This is a genomic window from Duganella paludis (genome assembly GCF_054461335.1).
The window spans coordinates 1,635,985-1,659,318 of sequence record NZ_CM136922.1 but is presented as its reverse complement, the minus strand read 5'-3'; the positions used below and the strand labels follow the sequence as shown (position 1 = coordinate 1,659,318).

At 60.7% G+C, this 23,334-nt stretch carries 21 protein-coding genes and 1 tRNA gene; 8 read left to right on the top strand and 14 right to left on the bottom strand.

Annotation, left to right across the window (positions count from 1 at the left end; translation table 11 throughout):
* Nucleotides 1–52: 52 nt before the first annotated feature.
* Nucleotides 53–1,375 carry an MFS transporter gene (locus tag ACXZ1M_RS07495; protein ID WP_459052550.1) on the top strand — a complete coding sequence of 441 codons (1,323 nt, stop codon included), beginning with the start codon at nt 53–55 and terminating at the stop codon, nt 1,373–1,375.
* Between the two features lie 166 nt (nt 1,376–1,541).
* Nucleotides 1,542–3,680, top strand: coding sequence for a metallophosphoesterase (locus ACXZ1M_RS07490; RefSeq protein ID WP_459052549.1), 2,139 nt, complete (start codon nt 1,542–1,544; stop codon nt 3,678–3,680).
* A gap of 8 nt (nt 3,681–3,688) precedes the next feature.
* Here the strand turns inward: ACXZ1M_RS07490 and ACXZ1M_RS07485 are convergent, their stop codons facing one another.
* Complete coding sequence (locus tag ACXZ1M_RS07485) at nt 3,689–4,069, bottom strand: MAPEG family protein (protein WP_459052548.1); 381 nt, start codon at nt 4,067–4,069, stop codon at nt 3,689–3,691.
* Between the two features lie 11 nt (nt 4,070–4,080).
* A complete protein-coding gene (locus ACXZ1M_RS07480) occupies nt 4,081–6,192 on the bottom strand; it encodes a prolyl oligopeptidase family serine peptidase (RefSeq protein WP_459052547.1) in 2,112 nt (703 codons plus the stop codon).
* Between the two features lie 95 nt (nt 6,193–6,287).
* On the opposite strand from ACXZ1M_RS07480, the gene ACXZ1M_RS07475 reads away from it, so the two are divergent.
* Nucleotides 6,288–7,142, top strand: a complete 855-nt coding sequence (locus tag ACXZ1M_RS07475) for a PhzF family phenazine biosynthesis protein (protein ID WP_459052546.1) — start codon at nt 6,288–6,290, stop codon at nt 7,140–7,142.
* A gap of 4 nt (nt 7,143–7,146) precedes the next feature.
* Here ACXZ1M_RS07475 and ACXZ1M_RS07470 read toward each other — a convergent pair whose 3' ends face one another.
* The 12 genes from ACXZ1M_RS07470 to ACXZ1M_RS07415 all read right to left on the bottom strand — a co-directional run bounded on the left by ACXZ1M_RS07470 (nt 7,147) and on the right by ACXZ1M_RS07415 (nt 17,628).
* Complete coding sequence (locus ACXZ1M_RS07470) at nt 7,147–7,914, bottom strand: substrate-binding periplasmic protein (protein WP_459052545.1); 768 nt, start codon at nt 7,912–7,914, stop codon at nt 7,147–7,149.
* Between the two features lie 63 nt (nt 7,915–7,977).
* Nucleotides 7,978–8,754, bottom strand: coding sequence for a hypothetical protein (locus ACXZ1M_RS07465; RefSeq protein WP_459052544.1), 777 nt, complete (start codon nt 8,752–8,754; stop codon nt 7,978–7,980).
* An 81-nt stretch (nt 8,755–8,835) separates the two neighbouring features.
* Nucleotides 8,836–9,528: a substrate-binding periplasmic protein gene (locus tag ACXZ1M_RS07460; protein ID WP_459052543.1), complete on the bottom strand. Its 693-nt coding sequence runs from the start codon at nt 9,526–9,528 to the stop codon at nt 8,836–8,838.
* 164 nt (nt 9,529–9,692) lie between these two features.
* Nucleotides 9,693–9,968 carry a type II toxin-antitoxin system RelE/ParE family toxin gene (locus ACXZ1M_RS07455; protein ID WP_459052542.1) on the bottom strand — a complete coding sequence of 92 codons (276 nt, stop codon included), beginning with the start codon at nt 9,966–9,968 and terminating at the stop codon, nt 9,693–9,695.
* A complete protein-coding gene (gene relB, locus ACXZ1M_RS07450) occupies nt 9,937–10,161 on the bottom strand; it encodes a type II toxin-antitoxin system RelB family antitoxin (RefSeq protein ID WP_459052541.1) in 225 nt (74 codons plus the stop codon). Before relB ends, ACXZ1M_RS07455 begins: the two co-directional genes overlap by 32 nt.
* A gap of 317 nt (nt 10,162–10,478) precedes the next feature.
* Nucleotides 10,479–11,780 carry a hypothetical protein gene (locus ACXZ1M_RS07445; RefSeq protein WP_459052540.1) on the bottom strand — a complete coding sequence of 434 codons (1,302 nt, stop codon included), beginning with the start codon at nt 11,778–11,780 and terminating at the stop codon, nt 10,479–10,481.
* A 159-nt stretch (nt 11,781–11,939) separates the two neighbouring features.
* The gene (locus ACXZ1M_RS07440) at nt 11,940–13,358 is read right to left on the bottom strand and encodes a DUF262 domain-containing protein (RefSeq protein ID WP_459052539.1); all 1,419 of its coding nucleotides are present in this window, start codon (nt 13,356–13,358) and stop codon (nt 11,940–11,942) included.
* A complete protein-coding gene (locus ACXZ1M_RS07435; protein WP_459052538.1) occupies nt 13,355–13,798 on the bottom strand; it encodes a DUF262 domain-containing protein in 444 nt (147 codons plus the stop codon). Before ACXZ1M_RS07435 ends, ACXZ1M_RS07440 begins: the two co-directional genes overlap by 4 nt.
* Before the next feature lie 468 nt (nt 13,799–14,266).
* A tRNA-Lys gene (locus ACXZ1M_RS07430) sits at nt 14,267–14,342 on the bottom strand.
* Between the two features lie 50 nt (nt 14,343–14,392).
* The gene (locus ACXZ1M_RS07425) at nt 14,393–16,195 is read right to left on the bottom strand and encodes a GspE/PulE family protein (protein ID WP_459052537.1); all 1,803 of its coding nucleotides are present in this window, start codon (nt 16,193–16,195) and stop codon (nt 14,393–14,395) included.
* 21 nt (nt 16,196–16,216) lie between these two features.
* Entirely contained in the window at nt 16,217–17,017 is an 801-nt protein-coding gene (locus tag ACXZ1M_RS07420) for a spermine/spermidine synthase domain-containing protein (protein ID WP_459052536.1), read from the bottom strand.
* Between the two features lie 95 nt (nt 17,018–17,112).
* Nucleotides 17,113–17,628 (bottom strand): glycine zipper 2TM domain-containing protein, encoded by a 516-nt coding sequence (locus ACXZ1M_RS07415; RefSeq protein WP_459052535.1) that lies wholly within the window; start codon nt 17,626–17,628, stop codon nt 17,113–17,115.
* A gap of 334 nt (nt 17,629–17,962) precedes the next feature.
* Between ACXZ1M_RS07415 and ACXZ1M_RS07410 the strand changes: the two genes are divergently transcribed.
* The 5 genes from ACXZ1M_RS07410 to ACXZ1M_RS07390 all read left to right on the top strand — a co-directional run bounded on the left by ACXZ1M_RS07410 (nt 17,963) and on the right by ACXZ1M_RS07390 (nt 23,219).
* Complete coding sequence (locus ACXZ1M_RS07410) at nt 17,963–18,442, top strand: barstar family protein (RefSeq protein WP_459053983.1); 480 nt, start codon at nt 17,963–17,965, stop codon at nt 18,440–18,442.
* A gap of 113 nt (nt 18,443–18,555) precedes the next feature.
* Complete coding sequence (gene purN / locus ACXZ1M_RS07405; RefSeq protein WP_373988602.1) at nt 18,556–19,167, top strand: phosphoribosylglycinamide formyltransferase; 612 nt, start codon at nt 18,556–18,558, stop codon at nt 19,165–19,167.
* A gap of 19 nt (nt 19,168–19,186) precedes the next feature.
* Nucleotides 19,187–20,476, top strand: coding sequence for an RsmB/NOP family class I SAM-dependent RNA methyltransferase (locus ACXZ1M_RS07400; protein ID WP_459052534.1), 1,290 nt, complete (start codon nt 19,187–19,189; stop codon nt 20,474–20,476).
* 82 nt (nt 20,477–20,558) lie between these two features.
* The gene (locus tag ACXZ1M_RS07395) at nt 20,559–21,902 is read left to right on the top strand and encodes a mechanosensitive ion channel family protein (protein ID WP_459052533.1); all 1,344 of its coding nucleotides are present in this window, start codon (nt 20,559–20,561) and stop codon (nt 21,900–21,902) included.
* Nucleotides 21,903–22,022: 120 nt separating this feature from the next.
* Nucleotides 22,023–23,219, top strand: coding sequence for a DesA family fatty acid desaturase (locus ACXZ1M_RS07390; protein WP_459052532.1), 1,197 nt, complete (start codon nt 22,023–22,025; stop codon nt 23,217–23,219).
* Nucleotides 23,220–23,334: the final 115 nt, after the last annotated feature.

Below are 23,334 nucleotides of genomic sequence, written 5' to 3'. Positions count from 1 at the left end.
AAATGGTGAAAAGCGCGCTTTCCTGCGTGCGTCTCCATTGCGAGGACCATTTATGTTTGCACAATCTTTATCGAATTGGCTACACCGGCGCGGCTGGCACTTTTCCTGGGTGATCGTGGCCCTGACCTTTTTGACCGCGCTGTCGTCATCCGCCGCGCTGGGTCTGCCGGGCGCCTTGCTGCAGCCGCTGTCCAGGGAGTTCGGCTGGGACGTGGAGCAGATTTCCTCGGCGCTGGCGCTGCGCTTTGCGCTGTTCGGCTTAATGGGCCCGTTCGCGGCGATCCTGATGGAGCGCTTCGGCCTGCGTAATGTCGTCGTCACCGCGCTGACGCTGGTGGCGGCCGGCATGGCGCTGGCCACTCAGATGACCCAGTTCTGGCACCTGGTGCTGTTCTGGGGCATCATGCTCGGCGTCGGCTCCGGCATGACCGCGCTGGTCTTGAGCGCGGTGGTTTCCAACCGCTGGTTCGACAAGCATCGCGGCCTGGTGATCGGCATCCTGACCGCCAGTTCCGCCACCGGTCAGCTGATCTTCCTGCCGGTAGCCGCCTGGATGATCGAGCGCTTCGGCTGGCGCCTGGCCGTGCTGCCGGTGCTGGTGGCTTGTGCCGTGATGGCGGTGGCCGTCTATCTGCTGATGCGTAACCGTCCGAGCGACGTCGGCCTCGCACCGTATGGCGCCACGCCCGATCCTGTTACCGGCGTTGCGCCGATCGCGCCCGCCGCGCCGGCCATGCGCATCACCTTCGCCACGCCGTTCAAGGTGCTGGCCGAAGCCTCGCGCAATCGTGTGTTCTGGATTCTGGCCGGTACCTTCTTCATCTGCGGCCTCAGCACCAACGGCCTGATCCAGACCCACTTCATCTCCCTGTGCGGTGACGCCGGCCTTGGCCCGGTGCCGGCCGCCTCGGTGCTGGCGATGATGGGCGCGTTCGACCTGGTCGGCACCATCGCGTCCGGCTGGCTGTCCGACCGCTACGACAACCGCAAGCTGCTGTTCGTCTACTACGCCTTGCGCGGCCTGTCGCTGCTGTGGCTGCCGTACTCGGAGTTCACGCTGTACGGGCTGTCGCTGTTCGCCATGTTCTACGGCCTCGACTGGATCGCCACCGTGCCGCCGACGGTACGCCTGGCCGGCGCCACCTTCGGCAAGGAGAAGGCCGGCATGGTATTCGGCTGGATCTTCGCCGCCCACCAGCTGGGCGCGACCGTGGCCGCCTACGGTGCGGGCCGCGTGCGCACGCTGTTGCTGACTTACGATCCGGCCCTGTTTTCCGCCGGCGCCGCCTGCCTGGTGGCGGCCGCCGTCATCTTGCTGATCCGCAAACCGGCGGTCGCCAGCGCCGCCGCACCGCTGCAGGCGAAGGTCGCGTAACAACCCGGGGTCAGGTCCTCCATTGCTACACGAGCTCTGCCCTAGCGAGCGCTAGGGCAGAGCTCGTGTAGCAATGGAGGACCTGACCCTGGATTGCCGGGTTGTAATCAGGCGGTCATTTGCCGGTGCAACAATGCGCCGACTTTAACCGCCTGATGGAGTTTGTATGCGCTATGCTTTACCCGCTGCGGCCGCACTGGCCGCCGCTGTTGCCGCTTTGCTGGCCGCTTGCGGCAGCGACGGCTTGCCGGTCACCGAAACCAATCCGGGCGACGGCTTCAATTCCACCGCCGTCGCCTTCATGAGCGACGTCCACTTCGAGAACATCTACGGCGATTTGAAGAGCAGCCAGTTCGCCGGCATTCCCACCAAGGACGGCAAGAACGCCACCGTCCGCACCATGTACGCGCAGCTGACCTCGACGCGCCTGTTCAACGAAAACTATTTCGCCTTCCGCGCCGCGCTGGACGACGCCTACGGCAAGGGCATCCGCCTGGTGGCGATGCCGGGCGATATTTCGGACGACGCCCAGCCGATCAACATCGACGGCCTGGCCGACATCCTGCACGAGTACCAGGCCAAGGGCATGCGCTTCTTTATCGCGCCCGGCAACCACGACCCTAACGAGCCTTACGATGACGACGAAGCCGGCAAGAACGACTTCCTGACCAAGGACGGCAAGGAACAGAAGATCTACGCCGTCAACAACGCCGCCTGCAAGGCCAAGGACCCGACCGTGGTCTGCACCAACCAGCTGATGGAGCAGGGCTACGAAAAGCTGATGACCAAGCTCGGCGAGTTCGGCTACGCGCCCAATAAGAGCGACGTCTACTGGGAAACCCCGTTCAGCGCCTATGCCGACGGCAAGTACAGCTACGAAGCGGCCAGCGCCGCCGCCAGCTTCGACAAGCGCCAGTTCGAGATCTGCACCGAAGGCGAGGGCGGCAAGTACAAGGTGGCCGGCAAGACCTACAGCCGCTGCACCAATATGGTCGACGCCAGCTATCTGGTGGAACCGGTGAAAGGTATCTGGCTGCTGGCGCTGGACGGCAATGTGCACGCGCCGAACGCCAACTTCGATCCGGCCAATCCGAAGAACTTCAAAGGCTACGACAACGCCGGCGACGGCGGCTGGAACAAGATGCTGACCCATAAGATCCACCAGATCGAGTGGATCAAATCGGTGGCCGCGCGCGCCAAGGCGCAGGGCAAGCAGCTGATGTCGTTCTCGCACTATCCGACCATGGACTTCTACGCCAACCAGACCGACGCCATGAAGGCCGTGTTCAAGCCGGGCGCGTTCCAGGTGAGCCGCATGCCGGCCACCGCTACCACCGCCGCGATGGCCGCCACCGGCCTGCCGCTGCACGTGGGCGGCCACATGCACTTCAACGGCACCAATGATTTCAAGGATGCCGCCGGCAACTACCTGGTCAACGTGCAGTCGCCGTCGCTGGCGGTGTTTGGCGCGGCCTACAAGATCGTCAGCTACCAGAACAAGGATCTGATCGATGTGCAGACCGTGGGCCTGAACAATGTCGCGCGGCATAACGAGCTGTTCCCGCTGTACCAGGTCGAGTACGACTACCTGCAAGGCAGCAGCATCACCAGCGATATCGGCAAGCGCTGGAACCGCAGCATCCTCGACAGCAAATCGTATGGCGAGTTCACGCGTACGTATTTCGGCGAACTGTCGCGCCTGCGTTTCATGAGCGATTACTGGCCGTGCGAAATGAAGGAAGCGGCGATGTCGCTCGATGCGCGCCAGATGCTGATCCTGTCGCAGCTGCAAACCAAGGTGACGCTGGCGCAGCTGAAGGACAATCCGCTGGTGGTGCCGCTGACTGCGGCCTGCGCGGCCAAGGGCACGGTAGCCGACGGCGGCGTCGCCGCCAGCCAGCTGACGGCCGATTGGGCCGCCGCCAGCGCCAAGGCCGAGCAGATCGCCGCCGCCGCCAACCTGAAGCTGGCGGACTTCGCCAAGATCAGCGCGTATGAGTTCTATGGCGACTTCCATCGCACGGTGTACGCCGGCGAGCTGGCCTTGCGCGACATGGGTGCGGAACGCGTGGCGCAGTACAAGGTGCTGATGGCAGCCTTCCCGGCGACGCCGGCGGCGATCGTGAAAGTGGGCGATCAACTGTCGGACCAGAACGCCGTGCACGTGGCGTTCCAGTCGCAGTTCAAGCAGGTGTTTGCGATTTTGAAGGGGCTGGGTTCGGGCAAGCCGAGCGACCACTTCACCATCGACCTCAAGGCGCAGAAGCTGAACAACGCCAGCAGCAGCGGCTTGAGTTTCAACTAAGCGAAGGCTTAGCTCATGGCGAGTATGGCGATGCTGATCGCCGTACCGCCTATCCATACCAGCGTGCGCAGTGCGTGCTGGTTGGCCAGGTACATGGCCACATACACCACGCGCACGGCGATGAAGGCCATCGCCAGCGTGTCGATGCGGCCTTGCTCGGCCTGCGCCTGCTGCGCCAGCACCACCGCCGCGATGAACAACGGCAGCGCTTCAAAGCCGTTCATCTGCGCGGCGTTGGCGCGCGCCTTCCAGCCCGTCAGCCCGGACACCCAGTCGCGCGGATGCTTGTTGTTGTAGCGTTCCGCGCCGCGCGAGGTGATCTTGGCCAAGCCCACTGTTGCCGTCGGCAACAGGCAGGCTATCAATACGCACCAGTTTGCAATCGTCATGCAGTCTCCTTTTAGTTGAGGTATTTGGCCAGCCAGCCGTGCACTTCGTTGTAGAAGTAACGGCTGTTTTCGCCTTTGAGGATCCAGTGGTTCTCATCCGGGAATACCATCAGCTTGCTTGGCACGTTGAGGCGCTGTTGCAGGCCGAAGTTCATCAGCGCGTTGTTGGCCGGCACGCGGTAATCGAGCTCGCCCACCGAGATCAGGATCGGCGTCTTGAAGCCCGTGCCTTTCGCCTGGTTGCCGGCTTGCAGCACCGGGCTTTGTTCGCGCCATACGGCCTTGTCGCCCCACACCGGGCCGCCGCTGTTGACTTCGCGGCCCCACATATTGTCGCTGGTGCCCCACTGCATGATCAGGTCCATCTCGCCGGCGTGCGAGATGATGGCCTTGTAGCGCGTGGTGGTCGCTTGCAGCCAGTTGGCCAGGTGGCCGCCATAGCTGGCGCCGCCGGCCGCCAGCTTGTTGCCGTCGACGTAGCTGTATTTTTTCACCGCTTCATCCACCGCTTCGTTCACTTCATCGGCCGGGCCTTTCAAAGGATCGCCCTTGATGGCGCGGGCGAATTCCTCGCCGTAGCCGGTCGAACCCTTGTAGTCGGTCAGCAGCACCACGTAGCCGGGCTTGGCCAGCAGGTGGTAGTTCCAGCGGATGACGAACTGGTCGCGCCACATATTGGCCGCGCCGCCGTGGATCACCGCGAACAGCGGGTACTTCTTCGACGGGTCGAAGTTGGCCGGCTTGACGATCATGTTGTGGATCATGCGGCCGTCGCTGGCCTTGAACCAGAAGTGCTCGGGCGCCTGCCAGTCGATCTTGGCCGCGCGCTCGGTGTTGAACGAGGTCAGGCGCTTGGGCGTGCCTTGGCCGAAGGCGTACACCTCGGGCGGATTGATCGACGATTCCCAGACGCCGACCAGCGCCCTGCCGCCGGCGTTGAGCGAACCGATGCTGCCGGTCGGCAGCGATGGCTCGGCGCGCAGGTCGCCGCCCGCGTAGTCGATCGAGTGCAGCTGCTCCAGGCCCGCGTGTTCGTAGCTGAACACCACGCGCTTGCCGCCGGCCGGCAGGGCGTAGCGCGAGATCGAGCGGTCCAGCGTGGCGGTCAGGACTTTGGGCGTGGCGCCGGTCATCGGCCAGGCCGCGCTGGCGATGCGGCTGACGTCGTAGACCGCGTCCGGTTCTTCCGCCTGGGTCAGCATGAACAGGGTCTTGCCGTCGTCGCTGAATTTCAGGTTGCCGTAGCTGCGCTTGTCGTTGGTGAGGCGGGTCGCTTCGCCGCCCGCAACCGGCAGGCTGAACAGCTGGGTGTAGGTCGAGGCGCGGGCCATTTCGTCGCGGTTGATCGAGGCCGACAGCACCACGGTCTTGCCGTCCGGCGCCCAGATCACATCAAGCGTCTGGCCTTCGTCGCCCTGGCCGCCGCCGAAGCCCGGCAGCGCCGCCAGCTTGGTGGCGCTGAGCAGGTCGCGCGGCTTGGCGCCGATCTCGGCGTCCATCACGAACAGGCGCACCTGTTTGTCGTCGAGCCATTTGTCGAAGTAGCGCATCGGGAAGCTCTCGTAGCTGCGCACGTTGTACTTGCGGTCCTTGCGTTCCTTGGCGGCTTTCTTGACGTCTTCTTCGCTGGCGTTGCCGGGGAAGATGTCGCTGACGAACAGGATCTGCTTGCCGTCCGGGCTGAACTTCGGCTGGCGCGCGCCCAAGGTGAGCGTGGTCAGGCGCTGCGCTTCGCCGCCGCCCGCCACATCGATGCGGTAGATCTGGCCGGCGTCGTCGCCGTCGCGCTTGGCGACGAACAGCAGTTGCTTGCTGTCGGGCGACCAGCTGAGCGCGCCTTCGCCGCCCTTGCTGAAGGTGAGGCGGCGGGCAGGGCTGTCATCGTTCAGCGATTTGATCCACAGGTCCGACCATTGCTCCTTGCTGTCGTAGGCCGGATCGGTGACGGAGAAGACGGCCCAGCGCCCGTCCGGGCTCGGCTGGGGCGCGCCCACGCGCTTCATCAGCCATACATCCTCGTGGGTGATGGCGTGTTTGGCCGGCGCGGTGTCGGCCGCGTAAACCTGGCCCGTCAACTGGGCCGAAATGATGAAGGCAAGCGCGGAAAGTCGCGGTATAGTCATGGCGAATTGCTCTAAAGTCAGTGAAATAAAGATAGTGGCCATTCCCGTCATTGCTGTCAATCAAGTTATCCCATCCCTTAGCTTTCGGAGACAACATGCAGACCATTACCAAGGTTCACAAAGTGGCCGCTTTCACCAGCGGCGATAGCGGCGACAGCGGCGGCAATCCGGCCGGCGTGATGATCCGCGCCTCGCTGCCGGAGGAGCCTGCCATGCAGCGCATCGCCGCCGAGATGGGCTACTCGGAAACAGTATTTGCCGCACCGCATGAGGACGGCTGGCGCGTGCGGTATTTCTCGCCCGATGGCGAGATCGCTTTCTGCGGCCACGCCACCATTGCGCTGGGCGCGGTGCTGGCGCAGCAGAACGGCGACGGCATTTTCCCGCTGACCACCAACCACACGCGGGTGACGGTGGAGGGCCGCGCCCACGCCAACGGCGCCACCGCCGCGCTGCAGTCGCCGGCCACGTTCAGCGAGCCGGCCTCGCCGGCGCTGGTGCAGGAAGCGCTCAAGCTGTTCGGCTATACGCTGGCCGATCTGGATGACCGCATTCCGCCGGCCATCGCCAACGGCGGCGTGCATCACCTGGTGCTGGCGCTGAGCAGGCGCGAACGGCTGAGCGCTATGCGCTACGAGCTGGCGGCCGGCCGCAACCTGATGCAGCGCTACGGCCTGACCACCATTTCGCTGGTGCACGCGGAAACGCCGCAGCGTTTCCATGCGCGCAATCCGTTCGCCTCCAGCGGTGTGTACGAGGACCCGGCCACCGGCGCGGCGGCGGCGGCCCTGGCCGGCTACCTGCGCGACCTCGACTGGCCGCACGGTGGCGCCATCGATATCATCCAGGGCGAGGACATGGGCGCGCCTTGCCATCTGCGGGTGCAGATTTCCGATGAGGCGGGCAGTTCGATCCGGGTGTCGGGCCAGGCCCGTATGATCGGCGAATGAGGCCTTAGTCCCACTTCTTCAGCAGGCGGGCCAGCTCGCCGTTTTTCTCCAGCTGCTCGACGGCGTGCTGCACGCGCATCCGGGTGCCGGCGTCGACGTGTGTGCCCATCGCCATGTAGACGTCGGAGGTGGCCATCACGTTGGGCAGGATTCTGACCTTGCCGGTGGCGCCGGCGCGCTCAAGGAAGCCTTGCATGCCGGGCGCGCGGTGCAGGAAGAAGCGGCCGCGTCCGGCGATCAGCTTTTGCAGATTGATGGCCGGGCTGGTGGCGCTGGGATCGATCTGCAGCCCGCCCAGCCGCTGCAGCATTTCCGGCGTGGTGTAGCCGCGATTGGTCAGCACGGTGGCGCTCGGGCCGAGCCTGCGCACGTCGTCCCAGTTGTTGACGACGACGGGGTCGTCGGCGCGGGCGATCAGGTGGTAGCGCAGCTGGAACAGCGGCGGATCGAGGAACACGTACTGGCGCGCGCGCTCGTCGGTGCGTTGCACGGCGCACAGCGCGTCGTGCTGGTGGCTGGCCAGTTCCGAGTGGGCGCGCAGCAGCGGCAGCCATTGCTGGTCGCCGACAAACTGCAGGCTCGGATCGGTGCGTTCGATGGCGCGGAACAGGTCGACGCACAGGCCGACCACGCGGCCGATGCCGGCCGGGATGAACTTCGGCTCGGTGCCTTCCTGGGCCACCACCTTGAGCACGGTGGGCGCGGACCAGGCTGGTGCGCACAACAATGCGCACAGCAACGTCAGCCCGCAGCGCAATCCCCTGGACAGCATTGCCTCTCCCTCGGTTTCTTATAAAAGGGAAAGTATAGAGCAGGGCGAGCGGGCTGGGCTGGATTATTGCGCGAGCAGGCGTGGCATGCCGCTGGCAACGGCTTCGCGCATCAAGCGGTCGAGGTACTCGGTTTTTTGCTTGGCGGTCAGCGCCTGCCAGGTGCGCACCGCGCGGTCCTGGCCGTTTTCGTAGGTCACCAGTTCACTTTGCTTGAGGCGGACTTCCCGTTCCACGGCCAGCGTATCGGCGTTGATCAGGCGCAGTTTGACGTAGGCGAACGGCATCAGCACGCCTTGGCTGCTTTCGTGCCGTTGTTGTTTCTCGTCGTGGCTGGTCACTTCCACCCGGTTGTCCATGTAGAAGCCCAGGCCCTCGATCTTACCGGTGCCGCTGGATTCGTTCATGAACTTCAGCTCGGCATCGGCACGGTATTTGGTCACCAGGATCAGGTGGGTGAGGCCCTTGTCCTTCCACAGGCTTTTCAGGAAGTCGCGGTTGCCCTGGTTAGCGGCGGGATCGTCGAACATGGCGTTTTGCGCCGTGTGCAGTTCGGCGTCGGTGCTCAGCATCAGAAAGCGGCCGGCGTCGGGCTGGGCTTTCTGGATGGCGGCGCTGGCGGCGCGGATGGCGGCCTCGTCGAACGTGGTGATGTTCCCCAGCGAATAGGTCTGCTTGTCGTTGGTGTCGATGCGGGTGCCGACTTCCGGGACGTAGGTGATGGTGGAAATGGCGTCGCCGGCCAGCGAGAGGATGCCGTAATTGCGCGTGGCGCCGGGATCAGTGGCATGGGCTGCGCCGGTCAGCAAGACGGCGGCGAGGACGAGCAGATTTTTTTTCATGGGCGCATGCGCAGGGTGGATACCGTGGAATTCTAGCAGTAGTGACTAGCGGCAATTTTCACCGATTCTCACTTTTGCGGATTAATCCCACTTCTTCATCATGCGTTCCAGTTCACCTTTTTTCTCCAGCTGGAACAGCGCGCTGGCGAGGCGTTCGCTGACGCGCTGGTCGAGCTGCCTGCTGGTGGCGAAGTAGAGCTTGGCGCTGTACATCACTTGCGGCAGGATCTTGATCTTGTTGCTGTTGCCGGTGCGATCGAGCAGTTTGCGCAGGCCGGGGCCGCGATGGAAATACAGACGGCCACGACCGGCGACCAGCTTTTGCAGGTTCAGTTCCTGGCTGGTCGAACTGGCGTCGACTTCGATGCCGCCCAAGGCGGCCAGGATATCGCCGGCGGCAAAGCCGCGATTGACCAGCACCACGCCGTTGGGCGCCAGCTTGCGCACGTCGTCCCAGTTGTGGATGGCCACGTTGTCGTTGCTGCGCACCAGGAACTGGTACTCGATGGTGTACAGCGGCGGGCCGATGTAGTTGAAGCGCTTGGCGCGTTCGGCGGTGTGTTGGACTGCGCACTGCACGTCTTCCAGTCCGGATTCCAGTTCGGAGTAGGCACGGATCAGCGGCTTCCAGCGCTGGTCGCCGACGAAGCGCAGGCCGGGGTCGATTTGTTCAACGGCGCGCATGATGTCGATGCACAGGCCGGCGATGCGGTCCTTGCCGTCGTGAACGAACTTGGGTTCGGTGCCTTCCTGGGCGGCGGTGCGCAACTGCACTGGTGCCTGCGGTTCTACGGCGGCGGTGGCCAGAATCGGAACGCAGCATGCTGCGCAAAGCAGCGTCTTCCATGCCCCGTAACCACCCCTCATATCGTCCCCAAAAATCCGGCGCCGCGCGCTCTTTGTCCCTAGCTTACACCAGCGGCCGCTTGTTGCGGAAATCAGGGGTATTGTTGTCGTGAATGTAGCACCGCGTGCACCCGGATCTCAGTGCTGCGAACCTCATAGACAAGGACGTAGTTTTTATGGACAACCAGCTCGCGGGTGTTGGCGACCCTGCCGGCGCGATATAAGAGGGAATGTTGAGGCAGCTGTGCCGCAGCGTCCACTAATGCTTTGTGCAGCGCAAGTGCCGCCGCTGGGCTGCGCGCGGCGATATATTTAGCGATGGCTTTCAGGTCTGCCCTAGCTGCGGGGCTCCAGATCACGGGAAGCATCTGCGGCTTTTCGCTGGGCTTCGATTTCCGCTTCGATAATCGCCATCATCTCGCCCATCACAACCTCATGCGGAGTACCCGGACCGGGATCGTTCAGCGATTTTTGCACTTTCGCGCGATACCATCGGTCGTAGGCCTCAGCTTCTTCCGCTGTGGCGAAACCTTCGTGATCTGATGGCGGAAGTGTCGGCATGATGTCGAATTATACGCCGCTGGCAAGGCCGCGCTTTGCGATGCGACAAACGTTGCTGGTGGGGGGATACGGACGACAGACCTCCTTCTTGAGAACTCTCCTTAGGATTCGCTTCTTAGCAGTGTTGATTCGAGTCTGCAACTAACGGATTAAAATTCTGTGAGGCTATTGGCAAGGAAAGCCTCCTGCTGCGTTGGATCTCCAAGAGTAATTGGAAATATGTTGGTCATTTTTCACCGACTTTTGCTTGGAATTTTTACTGAATTTCAGAAATATTTTCCAGTTAAATGGACTAAATTCAGCTTCTCTACCGAAAATTATATTTCGCCGTTTCCGGCAATTTTGACTTGGCGTATGATCATCGCATCGTTGATGGCCCGCCCTGAGTTATTTGGATCGTCAATAGTTTTCTGCAATAACCCTTCTAAAAGCGACAAGCGTAAAGCAACGTGCTTTCGTATCGATGAAAGATCCGCTTCGATCTCTCCACATGCCAGAAGGATTCGGTCAGTGGGCCAATCCAATGTAGTAATTATTGGAGCTGTGTTGATTTGCGGTGGCTCGGAGAGGGATCCAGGGTAGATTGCACAATGCAATGCACTAGGGGTTGGCGTTAGAGACACTCCGGTCAGCCACGAGAGAGTTCCCCAGCCGAGGTTTTCCGATTCTGCCAAATTCCGGAATGGCTTGGTGCTTTCCGCTAGCGGCTCAATGTTCGGCAGGGAACGCGGATTGCCATTGGTGAGCTCGTCGAACTCGTGTGCTAGCCGAGCGACTGCACGAACGAACAGCCAGACGTCCGAAAAAACATGGGCGATGAAAGAAGAAAGTTCCAAGTCTTTTGGCGGGTTCAGCGCGTTCGCTGTGAGTCCTTCTCTAAGCCTTAGGAACGCAATGTCCATCGTTTCGGCGGCATGACGAATCGCGTTGAGAGAGCGCGACTGCTTGTCGTTCATGTTAGTCGGTATGCTCCGAAGAGGGGACTCTCGCCCTAGAATCAGTGCGCTTGAGGCGCGAATGTCCGGAAGTTCGATTTGATCTTCTAACGAAGCGGCAATTGCTCTGTCGTCTGTATCGGATGTTGACGGGGGATGGAGTAGGTACGCAGCGGCTCCGCCTAGCGTATTTGTGAGTTCGACCAGCGCGGCATGGGAAATAAGTTCTGGCCCGTCTATTTCATAGGCGTACCTCCATTTGACGAACGGTTGCGTCCCAACTTCATCAAGAGCTTGAGCGAAAAGTGTCGAGCGGGTTTCGAGTGCGCTCTCCTGTGGACGGTCACCTGAATTTCGAAACATGCCAACGATCAGGCTCCGGCGTTTCAGGCTTATTTTTTCCCACAAGGAAGACAAAGTATGTCCGGATGTTTTTTCCCTTAAATTCTGTGTTTTTTCGGCATTTTCGTATGTTATGAATGCTTTGAGAAATAGCTCGATGGAAAAGCTTGAACATACGACTGCCGGAAAGACGAACTCCGTTCGGTGGGAGCGATGCGCCCTGTCGCTTAATATCAGACCAGACTGAGCATAGGCCATGGCAATCGAGAAGATCGCTTGGTAATCGTCTTTTGACGATCCGGGTATCACTACTAGAGAGGGTACTGCCGGTTTCCTCACCATTTAGTCACCTTGAGTTTTCCGTTAAGTTTGATACCAGCTCAGTGTCGGTTGCATTACTTCTGGCCAAACGCTTGTGTTTGAAAAATCGGGCCTCATACCTTCAACTCACACGAGTAAGGTGCGTTACCGCCTTCTACTGAGGAATCCAGAAATGCAGACCTAGCGACTCCAGATTTTCAGCGCGCGATTAAGAAGATCACGCGCCCTTCGCTCGATTGTGGCCTCATCCCAGTTTTCGAAACCCTGTAGTTGAAGATTGATCGGCAGGATTGAGTTCCGCATTACCTCAGGACGCTTCACTGCCCAGCCACTATTCGAAATCGAGCTATTGAGGCTCCCGGTAATGATCGTCAGATTTCCGAAGGTCTGAATAGCGACATTTCGATTTCGTGTAGCCTCCAGTCGGGGATCATTTTCCTGCAACTCCCAAGGGCTTTTTGCTCCCGTGGAACCGTCTGGGAGCGGCCAGTGCTCAGTCCAGTTGTTCGGCATTATGTGCTCGACCGTTAGTGGGCTACTCAGCTTGATCTTTTCTGTCTTTGACGACCCGTATGTGTCGCTCAGCCTACTGAGGATGTGCACGATCCGGGGATTGTTTAATGAAGAGTAAGCCCGGCCAGTCATCCATGCGTGGGAGAACGACTCGTCACTAGGCCAAGCGTCCGTTAGACTCCGCAGACTACTGAGGTGATCGGATACAACCTTGGCGCTCGCTCCTTCTCGGCGGATCGATTTCGTAAGGCCCATGAAAACGCGATTGTATGCCTTTGTCTCAGCACCGCAAACAGCACGGCGAAGCAAGTAGCTTTCTAGTATTCGCGCCACAAGCTCCATTTCATTGTCGTCGGCATTTGCGTCAAGCATCGCAAGCAGCGGGGGAAATGCCGTGCCAACATCAAACACATCTAGGAAATGCGCCAGCGGCCCGAGTATGTCGGCCTCATTTCGTACCGAGATGCGGCGGAAGTCAGCTCGCTGCTTGTACAACACGAGTAATTCCTTCTCTACTGTGTCAAAGGGCTTTGCCTGCTCGATCCAATACTTGTATTCGACGAATAGGTGCTTTATGGGGATGTCGCGGGCTTGTTTGCTGGCCAAGTAATGCTGGATAAAAAGATCGCTGCGCGGGCGCCTTAACCGACCTTGCACTAACTCCTGCCGCCAGAACGGTTCATCGAACTCTTCCCAGTAAGTCTTATAGAGTGCTTCCTGCTTTTCGCCTAGTCGTGCCGCGCGTAGGAATATGTAATTGCGAAGCAGATCCGCAGGGAGAAGCGGTTCCCCGCGAGCGTTTAGAGTTTCGAAAATTATCTGCGCATCGTCGTCGCGGTCGAGATCGATTGCAACTACCTTGAGTGCCGTCTTTAGCGCTTCGAAGCATTCCTCCAGGCGATCTGCCAATGGCATATCTGAGTTCAACGCGGGATCGTCAGGCGTGCCGTTGAAAAAATCATTTAAGCTCTGGTGAAAGAAAACGTACGCCTCAATCATGCGCGGTCGGGGATCGAATTTTCTTGCATACGGACGCCTCGTGAGCGGATGCTTTTTCTCCAGCTCCTGCCGCGATCCTGCTGTCATACGTCGATGAATTGTGAACGGTCCGCGAGGGTAGGCCATACCTTGTACTTTTCAACTTCTGGCTCGGCCATTCGCCCACTGTTGAGAGTGTATTTTTCGCATTCGTCAGCGAACTCCTGTAGTCCTTCCTGTCTGCAGAAGTCACGGAACGCAGCGAGAAAAATCTGTAGTGTGGTCAAGCGTTGCTGTCCGTCGATGACGCTCCGTCTTTCCACTCGGCCTGTTTGCGTCTGGCGTTGGTCCAATACCATTGCGCCTAAGAAGTGAGATGGAGCATCCTTTCGGCCTTCTATGAATTCACTAAACTTACGGGAAATGTCTTCCCATAGCGGAGCCCATTGGAGTTCCTGTTTCCACACATATTGACGCTGGAACATAGGAATTTCGAGGCGCATTTTCTTTTCAAATATGTCTAACAGCGTGATTGCATTCGCATCCATAGATGATTTCCTTGAGTAACTTATAGATTTAACTCGAACGCCTAGAAAGAGAGCAAATTACTCTTCGAAAAATTTGGTGTTTGGGGAATAACTATACATGGTTACCCAGTAAAGACTTACGTTATATGTCACCGTTCGTGACACATTTTTCAATGTGAGGGCTGGCTCGGAATAACGTCAGATGGACTGCTTGCTTTAGCTTGGCTGAATTGACTTACTTGTGAGTTGCTTCTGTGTTTCTCAGATATGGAACATGTGGGCCATTTTTCTGAATTTGGTTATTGCAGAGCTATTTGAACTTGGGGCGAGGGAGAGCGGCCGACGAAGGTTGCTCCTGTGAACTGAGTTTTTTGGGGAGGGGGAATTGCCCCAAAACATGATGTGGCTGATCAATATTTTTAGCCAGATGCAAAAAAAGGATTAGCAAGCCTAAGCTAACTAACCCTCTCTGTGTAATGCTGAATTCGGTGGTAGGCCGTGCGGGATTCGAACCTGCGACCAACGGATTAAAAGTCCGCTGCTCTACCAGCTGAGCTAACGACCCCCGAAAGAGGCCGTATTATATACACGCCGGCGCGAATTGCAAAGGGCTTTTTATTTGATACCCAAGGCCGCCGTCGCCTTCAGCACTTCTTCGGCCGTGGTCACGCCTTCCTGGATCTTCAGCGCGCCGGCGATGCGCAGCGGCTTCATGCCGTCGGCCACGCTTTGGCGGCGCAAAGCCTGGATGTCGGTTTCCTGGCGCACCTGCGAACTGAAGGCTTCCGTCACCGTCAGCAATTCGTACAGGCCGGTGCGGCCGCGATAACCGGTCTGGCGGCATTCCGGGCAGCCGACCGGCTGGTACACCGGCTGCGGCTTGGGCAGGTCCCACTCGCCGGCCAGGCTGCGCCAGATTTCGTCGCTCAGCTCGCCGCCTGGGGTTTTGCAGTCCTCGCACAGCGTGCGCACCAGGCGCTGCGCCATGATGCCGATCAGCGTCGCTTCCAGCAGGTAGTAGGGCACGCCCAGTTCCAGCAGGCGCATCACCGCCGACGGCGCGTCGTTGGTGTGCAGCGTCGACAGCACCAGGTGGCCGGTCAGCGCGGCCTGGATCGCCATCTCGGCGGTGGCCAGGTCGCGGATCTCGCCGACCATGATGATGTCCGGATCCTGCCGCATCAGCGCGCGCACGCCGTCGGCGAAGGACAGCTCGATGCCGGGCTGTACCTGCATCTGGTTGAAGGCCGGCTCCACCATCTCGATCGGGTCTTCCACCGTGCAGACGTTGACCTCGGATGTGGCCAGCGCTTTCAAGGTGGTGTACAGGGTGGTGGTCTTGCCCGAGCCGGTCGGCCCGGTCACCAGGATGATGCCGTGCGGACGCTGGGTCAGCGCATCCCAGCGCTGCGCGTCGTCCAGCGGGAAACCCAGTTCCGGCAGGGTTTTCACCACCACGTCGGGATCGAAGATGCGCATCACCAGCTTTTCGCCGAAGGCGGTCGGCAGCGTCGATAAACGCAGTTCCACTTCCTGGCCGCCGGCGGTGCGGGTCTTGATGCGGCCATCCTGCGGGCGGCGCTTTTCGATCACGTCCATGCGGCCCAGCAGCTTGATGCGCGCGGTCATGGCGATCATCACCACCGCCGGCACCTGGTACACCTGGTGCAGCACGCCGTCGATGCGGAAACGGATCGCCGCCATGTCGCGCTTGGGTTCCAGGTGGATGTCCGAAGCGCGCTGCTCGAACGCGTACTGCCACAGCCAGTCGACGATGTTGATGACGTGCTGGTCGTTGGCGTCGACCTGCTTGTTGGTCTTGCCCAGTTCGACCAGTTGCTCGAAGTTGTTGCGCAGCGCGAGGTCGTTGCCGCTGGATTTGTTAGCCTTTTTGATCGACTTGGCCAGGCTGAAAAACTGCGTGATGTACTGCGCGATATCGAGCGGATTGGCGATCACGCGGCGCACGGTGCGGCGCGAGATTTTGGCGATCTCCGCTTCCCATTCCAGCGTGTAGGGATCGGCGGTGGCCACCACCAGCGTGTCGGCGCTCAGCTCCAGCGGCAGGATGTTGAAGCGCGCCGCGTAGCCGGACGACATGACGTCGGCCACCTTGGTGAAATCGATCTTCAGCGGGTCGATGCGGACGAAGGGCAGGCCGACGCGCGTGGCCAGCCATTCGCACAGCGCGTCGAGCGTGAGCAGCTTGTGCGGCGGCTGCGCCGACAGCAGCTTGGCATGCGCCACCGCGCACAGCGGATGCATGTAGCCGGCGGTGTTTTTCAGGATGCCCTGGCTTTGCGCGTACAGCTCCTTGACCTCGGCCTTGCGTATCATGCCGTCGGCGAGCAGCCAGGTGTAGATCTGCTGAAGATCGAGCGGGGCCGCCTTGCTCGCCGTGCTTGGGACTGAACTCATCTGTGCGGCCGCCTTTCAGGTTTATTTCGTCAGGATGCCCTTGACCCAGGATTTGGCCGGCAGCTTGGTGTCGGCGACGATCTGGGCGGCCCTGGCCGCCAGCGCGGCGGGATCGATGTCGCGCGCGCGCTTGAAGGCAATCGCGACCACGTTACCATCATGTACCTGCGGCAGGCAAATCACCTGTGCAAAGGCGAACTTGATGGCCTTGATATTGCGCGTGTAGCTCGGGTGGTCGCCGAACAGGTTGACGGTCATCACGCCGTCGTCGCTCAGGCAGGCGTTGCAGGAGGTGTAGAACTCGGGCGTGTCGAGCACCGGGCCGCGCGCGGTGGCGTCGTACAGGTCGACCTGCAGCACGTCGAGCGTGTTGGCGTTGGCCTTGTCGTTGACGAAGTCCAACGCATCCATCTCCAGCACCTGCAGGCGTTCATCGTTGGGCGGCAGCTTGAACATCGATTCGCAGATGGCGATCACCGACGGGTTGAGCTCGACCGCCGTGACGGTGGCGGCGGGGAAGGTGACCTGGCAGAACTTGGTCAGCGTGGCCGTGCCCAGGCCCAGCTGGGCGATGTGCCGGGGCTGCTCCAGCCACAGCATCCACGCCATCATCTGCTGCGCGTACTCCAGCTCCGGCCAGTTCGGCTTGCGGATGCGCATCGCGCCCTGTACCCACTCGGTGCCGAAATGCAGATAGCGTACCCCATCCTGTTCCGACAAGGTCACCGGTGCATATTTGGGCTTGCGGACCTTGGCCGGCGCCGAAGCCGAGGCCGGGCGCGAGGATTCTTCTTTTTCGATGGATTTGCGTTTGATTAACATTAGGAGTGGCCGCTAGAGGTGAACAGGCATTATCTGAAAACAACAATGCCGGCGCAAGGCCGGCATTGGAAAGCTGGAGCAGAGTTTGATCTCGATTAACGCTGCATCGGCTCGACCACCACGCGCAGGCGGACGCGTTCGCCCGGGTCGTAGGACATGACGCTGGTGTAGTTGCGGCCACGGTAGTCGTAGGTCACTTCGTAGCCCGAGGTGCGCGATTCCCAGTGGTCGACGGTGCGGCACTGCTTGACAGCTTGTTCCTGCACGCCGCCGCTGTTCGGGGTGTTGGCGTTGTCCACGCGGTCGCCCACCAGCGCGCCGGCGATGGCGCCCGCCGCCGTGGCCACCGAACGGCCCGAGCCGCCGCCGACCTGGTTGCCGGCCAGGCCGCCGACGATGCCGCCCAGGATGGCGCCGCCGACGCCGCGCTCAGGCGCCGGCTGCTGGACCTGCACGTACTCGGTACGGCATTCCTGGCGCGGACGGTTGATTTGTTCCACTTGCGGGGTGACGCGCACCACGCGGCCGAAATCTTCAAAGTCGGCGGCTTGTGCAAAAGGCAAGGCGCTCAGGCACAGGGCCGAGGCGATCAGTTTGGCTTGCAGGTTCATTTGTTACCTCGTTTTTTAGTCAGGGTGCCTGTCAGGGGGATTCTGACATTGCGTCATTCTATGGTAATCCGCTCGCGCGGCGGCGGCTAGTGGCCTTTAGGTATCTGTGGCAACAAATTGTAACAAGCCGCCAAGATCGAACTGTGCCGATTTCACCCCTAAATCCGCCAAAAATCTTCTGTTTTTAACAAATATTGCGTTAGACATCACATACGTGTTGATCTGGGAGGAACAACACGTTACCCTAATATGCGTATGGGATTCAGAAACATAGTGAATCGACCATGGCCGGCATCGACCTGCCGCCCATGTTTAGTGGACAGGTGCTCAAATTATTTACTCTTTAATACACAAGTTAGGCACTCCCGACAGTAAAGTGGACACACCGTACATACCAGGTCAAATTGAGGGGAACACGAGTTTGCTGATGACCGTGCCGCCCAACCTCGTGCAATCGATCCGCGCCTTCCGCGTGGCCGAGCTGCAGGAAGAGGCGGTCCGTCTGGGCCAGCACTTCCTGTACGCGCACTGTATCGCCGGCGCGACCAAACAGCAGGTGCTGGGCATCATCGCGGAATCGTTCCAGTTCCCCAAAGGGGTGGGCAAGAATTTCGACGGGCTGCGCGAGACGCTGACCGAGACCATGTTCAAGGCCGGCGAGCAAACCGGCTTCCTGATCGTGCTCGAACAATTGCCTAATACCCAAAAATTTGACAAGGAAGCAAGGGAAACCCTGCTGGACGTCTTCCGCGACGCTGCCGATTACTGGGCCGACAAAACCGTGCCTTTCCGGGTGTTTTACTCGTTCGAGTAAGCCCGTAACACCCCGCGCCCATGCCGGCGCGGTGTGCCCCATCCCTGCTGCGTTGCAACATTTCTTGCCTTTTGAGTGGCCCTGCGCCTGTGGACAAGGTACAATGCCGGGTTATGAAAAACATCGTCATCCTGATTTCCGGTCGCGGCAGCAACATGGAGGCCATCGTGCATGCGCTGCAAGGCGAGCGCTGGCCGGCCCGTATCACTGCCGTCATCAGCAATCGCGCTGACGCGCCCGGCCTGGCATTTGCCGCCGAGCACGGTATCGCCACGGCCGTGGTGGCCAACAAGGATTACGCCAGCCGCGCCGAATTCGACGCCGCCCTGCAGACGGTGATCGACGGCTTCGCGCCCGATCTGGTGGTGCTGGCCGGCTTCATGCGCATCCTGACCGAGCCATTCGTCGCGCATTACGCGGGACGCATGCTGAACATCCACCCGTCGTTGCTGCCGCTGTTCCCCGGGCTGGCAACGCACGCGCAGGCGCTGGCCGCCGGCGTGCGGGAGCATGGCGCCACGGTGCATTTCGTAACGGCCGAACTCGATCACGGGCCGATGGTGCTGCAGGCGTCCGTGCCTGTGTTGCCGGATGATACGGTCGAAACCCTGTCGGCCCGCGTGCTGGAACAGGAACATGTCATTTACCCGCGCGCGGTGCGTTGGTTTGTCGAAGACAGGTTGACGCTAGCGCAGGGCGCGGTCCAAGTGGACCACAGTAAGTAAAAACTAACCAAGGAATTCCATGAGATTGCCTCCAGCGATACTCGCCAACGCCGAAGAAGTGTTGCGCGAGATTTTGCGCTTTGCCGCGCCAGCCGACACCACCCTGTCGCGTTATTTCAAAGACCATCCACGCCTGGGCGGCCGCGAGCGCGGCGCTATCGCCGAGTCCGTGTACAACGTGCTGCGCAACAAGAACTTCTACACCGACTTCTCCGAAGCCGGCGGCGGCGCCACCATGCGCCGTCTGACCCTGCTGGGCATGGCCGACGCCGTGGGCCTGGACTCGCTGGGCGGCGTCACCGACGAGGAAGTCGAGTGGGTTACCCGCATCATGGAAATCGACCGCAAGCTGATGCACAAGTCGAGCCGTTCGAATATGCCGAAATGGCTGTTCGACAAGCTGGTCGAGCAGATGGGCGAAGAAGAAGCGCTGGCGCTGGCCGACGCCATGAACCAGCCGGCGCCGCTGGACCTGCGCGTCAACACGCTCAAGGCCAACCGCGAAGAAGTCATCGCCAAGCTGGCCGAAGCGCCGATCCGCGCCACGCCGACCCCGTTCGCGCCGCAAGGCCTGCGCGTGCTGCAAAAGCCGCAGCTGCAAAACCTGCCGCTGTTCAAGGACGGCCATATCGAAGTGCAGGACGAGGGCAGCCAGCTGCTGTCGGCCATCGTGGCGCCGAAGCGCGGCGAGATGGTGGTGGACTTCTGCGCCGGCGCCGGCGGCAAGACCCTGTCGCTGGGCGCGATCATGCGCAACACCGGCCGCCTGTACGCGTTCGACGTGTCGGAAAAACGCCTGGCCAAGCTGAAGCCGCGCATGGCCCGCAGCGGCCTGTCGAACGTGCATCCGGTCGTCATCGCGCACGAACGTGACGCCAAGATCAAGCGCCTGGCCGGCAAGATCGACCGCGTGCTGGTCGACGCACCGTGCTCGGGCCTGGGCACCCTGCGCCGCAATCCGGACGTGAAATGGCGCCAGAAGGCCGAAGCCATCGGCGAAATGCAAATCAAGCAGGCAGCGATCCTGGCCGGCGCCGCGCGCCTGGTCAAGGGCGGCGGCCGCCTGGTCTACGCCACCTGCAGCGTGCTGGATGACGAGAACGAATTCATCGCCCAGCAATTCCTGGCCGCGCATCCGGACTTCGAACTGGTGCCGATGAGCCAGGCCCTGGCCGAGCAACGCATCGAGCTGGAGATGGGCGACTACCTCAAGCTGCTGCCGCACAAGCACCAGACCGACGGCTTCTTTGCCGCCGTGTTCGAGCGCAAGCAGATGGCCAAGAAAGCCAAAGAAGAAGACGCAGAGTAATTCAACAGGCCGGAGATTCCGGCCTGTTTTACGTTAAGCTAGCATCTCAACCATTTATCTCAACCATTCAAATACGACCACAATGGCGCAACAACAGCCCCTGCTCAACCTGATCGAAGACCTCACCGGCGACCTGCACAATCCCAGCCTGCTATGGCAAGTGGTCGCCATCATCGCCTCGGTGGTGATCGGCTTTGGGCTGGCGGGCTTGCTGAAGAAGCGCTTCGGGCGCCAGGATGGGCATACCGGCATGCTGGGCTTCGGCGTGGAAAGCTTCGGCCGCGTGATGGCGCCGCTGGCCGTGATCGGCCTGCTGGCCCTGGCCCGCGTGATCATGGCCCGCTATGGCTACACCCATGTCAACTGGATCAGGGTGGCGATGCCGATCTTCGGCTCGCTGGCGGTGATCCGCTTCACCTTCTACCTGCTGCGCCGCGTGTTCGCGCGCAACGGCCGCACCATCAGCCCGACCATGCTGGCGTTCGAGAAGATCTTCCAGTTGCTGGTGTGGCTGGCCTTCGTGCTGTACATCACCGGCTTGTGGATCGACGTGTTCCAGTTCATGGACGACACGGTGCTGCCGCTCGGTAAGTACAAGGTCAGCATCGCCGACATCCTGCAGGCGACCGCTTCCGTGATCGTGTTGCTGATGCTGGCGCTGTGGGCCGGCGCGGCGCTGGAAGAGTGGCTGATGAAAATGCAGGGCATGCACACCAACCTGCGCGTGGTGGCCTCGCGCACGGCGCGCGCGGTGCTGATCCTGGTGGCGGTACTGATGAGTTTGTCCTTGGTGGGGATCGACCTGACCGTGTTGTCGGTGTTCGGCGGCGCGCTGGGCGTGGGCCTGGGTTTGGGCTTGCAGAAGATCGCCAGTAATTATGTGTCCGGCTTCGTCATTCTGCTCGACCGCAGCCTGACCATCGGCGACATGATCACCGTCGACAAGTACAGCGGCAAGGTCACGCAGATCAACACCCGCTACACGGTGCTGCAGGGCCTGGACGGCATGGAGTCGATCGTGCCGAACGAAATGCTGGTGTCGGGCGCGGTGCAGAACTCGTCGCTGTCGAACAGCCGGGTGAATATTGCGACCAAGGTGTCGGTGGCCTACGATACCGACGTCGACTTCGTCATCCAGCTGCTGATCAATGCCGCCGCGACGGTCGAGCGCGTGCTGGACGAGCCGGCGCCGTCGGTCAACCTGACCAGCTTCGGCGCAGACGGGCTCGACCTGACGGTCAACTTCTGGATCGCCGACCCGGAGAACGGGCGCGGCGGCGTGACCTCGGATGTGAACCGCGCGATCTGGCGCGCACTGAAGGAAAACAACATCTCCGTTCCTTTCCCGCAACGGGAAATGCGGATTCTCGGCCCCGTTCCTACGCCCGTGGGCGCCGCGGAAAGCACGACCGTGCCGAAGGAATAGCTGGTGATTCTAGGAAAACCTTCCTCAAATCAGCATTAATTCATCGTACAATACTGTCCAAAAGTCGGAAGCGGCGGGCGACGTGCGCCTGTCGAAAACACAATCTTGGTTGGAGTAGTAATGAGTTTATACGCAGTATTGGATTTTCTGTCGAACGGCATTACCCGTTTTACAGCGTGGGAAGTTTTCTTCTACACGATGGTGGTCACCCATATCACCATTGCCAGTGTGACAATTTACCTGCACCGCTGCCAGGCGCACCGCGCGCTGGATCTGCATCCTATCGTGAGCCATTTCTTCCGCTTCTGGCTGTGGCTGACCACCGGCCAGGTGACCAAGGAGTGGGCGTCGATCCACCGCAAGCACCACGCCAAGTGCGACACCGAGGAGGATCCGCACAGCCCGGTCACGCGCGGCATCAAGAAAGTATTCTGGGAAGGCGCCGAGCTGTACCGCGCTGAATCGAAGAACAAGGAAACCATGGACAAGTACGGCCATGGCACACCGGACGACTGGATCGAACGCCACGTCTACACCGGCCGCAGCGCCGCCGGCGTGATCTCGCTGCTGTTCATCAACTTCGCGCTGTTCGGCGTGATCGGCATCACCGTGTGGGCCGTGCAGATGATGTGGATTCCGGTGACGGCGGCCGGCATCATCAACGGCATCGGCCACTACTGGGGCTACCGCAACTACGATTGCGCCGACGCGGCCACCAACATCATCCCGTTCGGCATCCTGATCGGCGGCGAAGAACTGCACAACAATCACCACACCTTTGCGACCTCGGCCAAGCTGTCGTCGAAATGGTATGAGTTCGACATCGGCTGGGGCTACATCCGCGCCCTGGAAATGGTGGGCCTGGCCAAGGTGAAGAAACGCGCGCCGGAGCCGAAGTTCGCCAAAGGCAAAGTGGAAGCCGACTTCGACACCCTGCAATCGGTGATCGCCAACCGCTACGACGTGATGGCCAAGTACGCCAAGTCGGTGAAGAGCGCCTGGAAGGAAGAGCTGGAACACCTGAAGGACAAGGCCCAGCTGGAATCGCGCTTCCTGAAGTCGTCGCGCAAGCTGCTGCAGCGCGAGCCGGGCAAGCTGGAAGCGCCGCAACAGCAACAGCTGGTGGAACTGTTCCAGCACAGCAAAGCGCTGGAAACCATGCACAATATGCGCGTGGAACTGGGCGTGATCTGGGAGCGTTCGCACTTCACCCGCGACCAGCTGCTGCACAAGCTGCAAGACTGGTGCAACCGCGCGGAAGCGTCCGGCATCAAGTCGCTGGAAGACTTCTCCTTGCGCCTGCGCAGCTATGCATAAAGCTTGCAAGCAATGATGAAACGGCCCTTCGGGGCCGTTTTTTTTTGTCGGTATATTTTCCATGTTTTCAGGAGGACACTGCGGCTGGCGGACTAAGGGTTTGATTTGATGGGAG

Excerpts from the sequence above, each read along its gene's own strand:
- ACXZ1M_RS07485 (WP_459052548.1), bottom strand. The coding sequence starts at position 4,069 with ATGACGATTGCAAACTGGTGCGTATTGATAGCCTGCCTGTTGCCGACG.
- purN (WP_373988602.1), top strand. The coding sequence starts at position 18,556 with ATGAAAAACATCGTCATCCTGATTTCCGGTCGCGGCAGCAACATGGAG.
- ACXZ1M_RS07400 (WP_459052534.1), top strand. The coding sequence starts at position 19,187 with ATGAGATTGCCTCCAGCGATACTCGCCAACGCCGAAGAAGTGTTGCGC.
- ACXZ1M_RS07440 (WP_459052539.1), bottom strand. The coding sequence starts at position 13,358 with ATGACAGCAGGATCGCGGCAGGAGCTGGAGAAAAAGCATCCGCTCACG.
- ACXZ1M_RS07445 (WP_459052540.1), bottom strand. The coding sequence starts at position 11,780 with ATGGTGAGGAAACCGGCAGTACCCTCTCTAGTAGTGATACCCGGATCG.
- ACXZ1M_RS07435 (WP_459052538.1), bottom strand. The coding sequence starts at position 13,798 with ATGGATGCGAATGCAATCACGCTGTTAGACATATTTGAAAAGAAAATG.
- ACXZ1M_RS07425 (WP_459052537.1), bottom strand. The coding sequence starts at position 16,195 with ATGAGTTCAGTCCCAAGCACGGCGAGCAAGGCGGCCCCGCTCGATCTT.
- ACXZ1M_RS07475 (WP_459052546.1), top strand. The coding sequence starts at position 6,288 with ATGCAGACCATTACCAAGGTTCACAAAGTGGCCGCTTTCACCAGCGGC.
- ACXZ1M_RS07395 (WP_459052533.1), top strand. The coding sequence starts at position 20,559 with ATGGCGCAACAACAGCCCCTGCTCAACCTGATCGAAGACCTCACCGGC.
- ACXZ1M_RS07415 (WP_459052535.1), bottom strand. The coding sequence starts at position 17,628 with ATGAACCTGCAAGCCAAACTGATCGCCTCGGCCCTGTGCCTGAGCGCC.
- relB (WP_459052541.1), bottom strand. The coding sequence starts at position 10,161 with ATGCCGACACTTCCGCCATCAGATCACGAAGGTTTCGCCACAGCGGAA.
- ACXZ1M_RS07420 (WP_459052536.1), bottom strand. The coding sequence starts at position 17,017 with ATGTTAATCAAACGCAAATCCATCGAAAAAGAAGAATCCTCGCGCCCG.
- ACXZ1M_RS07470 (WP_459052545.1), bottom strand. The coding sequence starts at position 7,914 with ATGCTGTCCAGGGGATTGCGCTGCGGGCTGACGTTGCTGTGCGCATTG.
- ACXZ1M_RS07495 (WP_459052550.1), top strand. The coding sequence starts at position 53 with ATGTTTGCACAATCTTTATCGAATTGGCTACACCGGCGCGGCTGGCAC.
- ACXZ1M_RS07480 (WP_459052547.1), bottom strand. The coding sequence starts at position 6,192 with ATGACTATACCGCGACTTTCCGCGCTTGCCTTCATCATTTCGGCCCAG.
- ACXZ1M_RS07465 (WP_459052544.1), bottom strand. The coding sequence starts at position 8,754 with ATGAAAAAAAATCTGCTCGTCCTCGCCGCCGTCTTGCTGACCGGCGCA.
- ACXZ1M_RS07490 (WP_459052549.1), top strand. The coding sequence starts at position 1,542 with ATGCGCTATGCTTTACCCGCTGCGGCCGCACTGGCCGCCGCTGTTGCC.
- ACXZ1M_RS07390 (WP_459052532.1), top strand. The coding sequence starts at position 22,023 with ATGAGTTTATACGCAGTATTGGATTTTCTGTCGAACGGCATTACCCGT.
- ACXZ1M_RS07455 (WP_459052542.1), bottom strand. The coding sequence starts at position 9,968 with ATGCTTCCCGTGATCTGGAGCCCCGCAGCTAGGGCAGACCTGAAAGCC.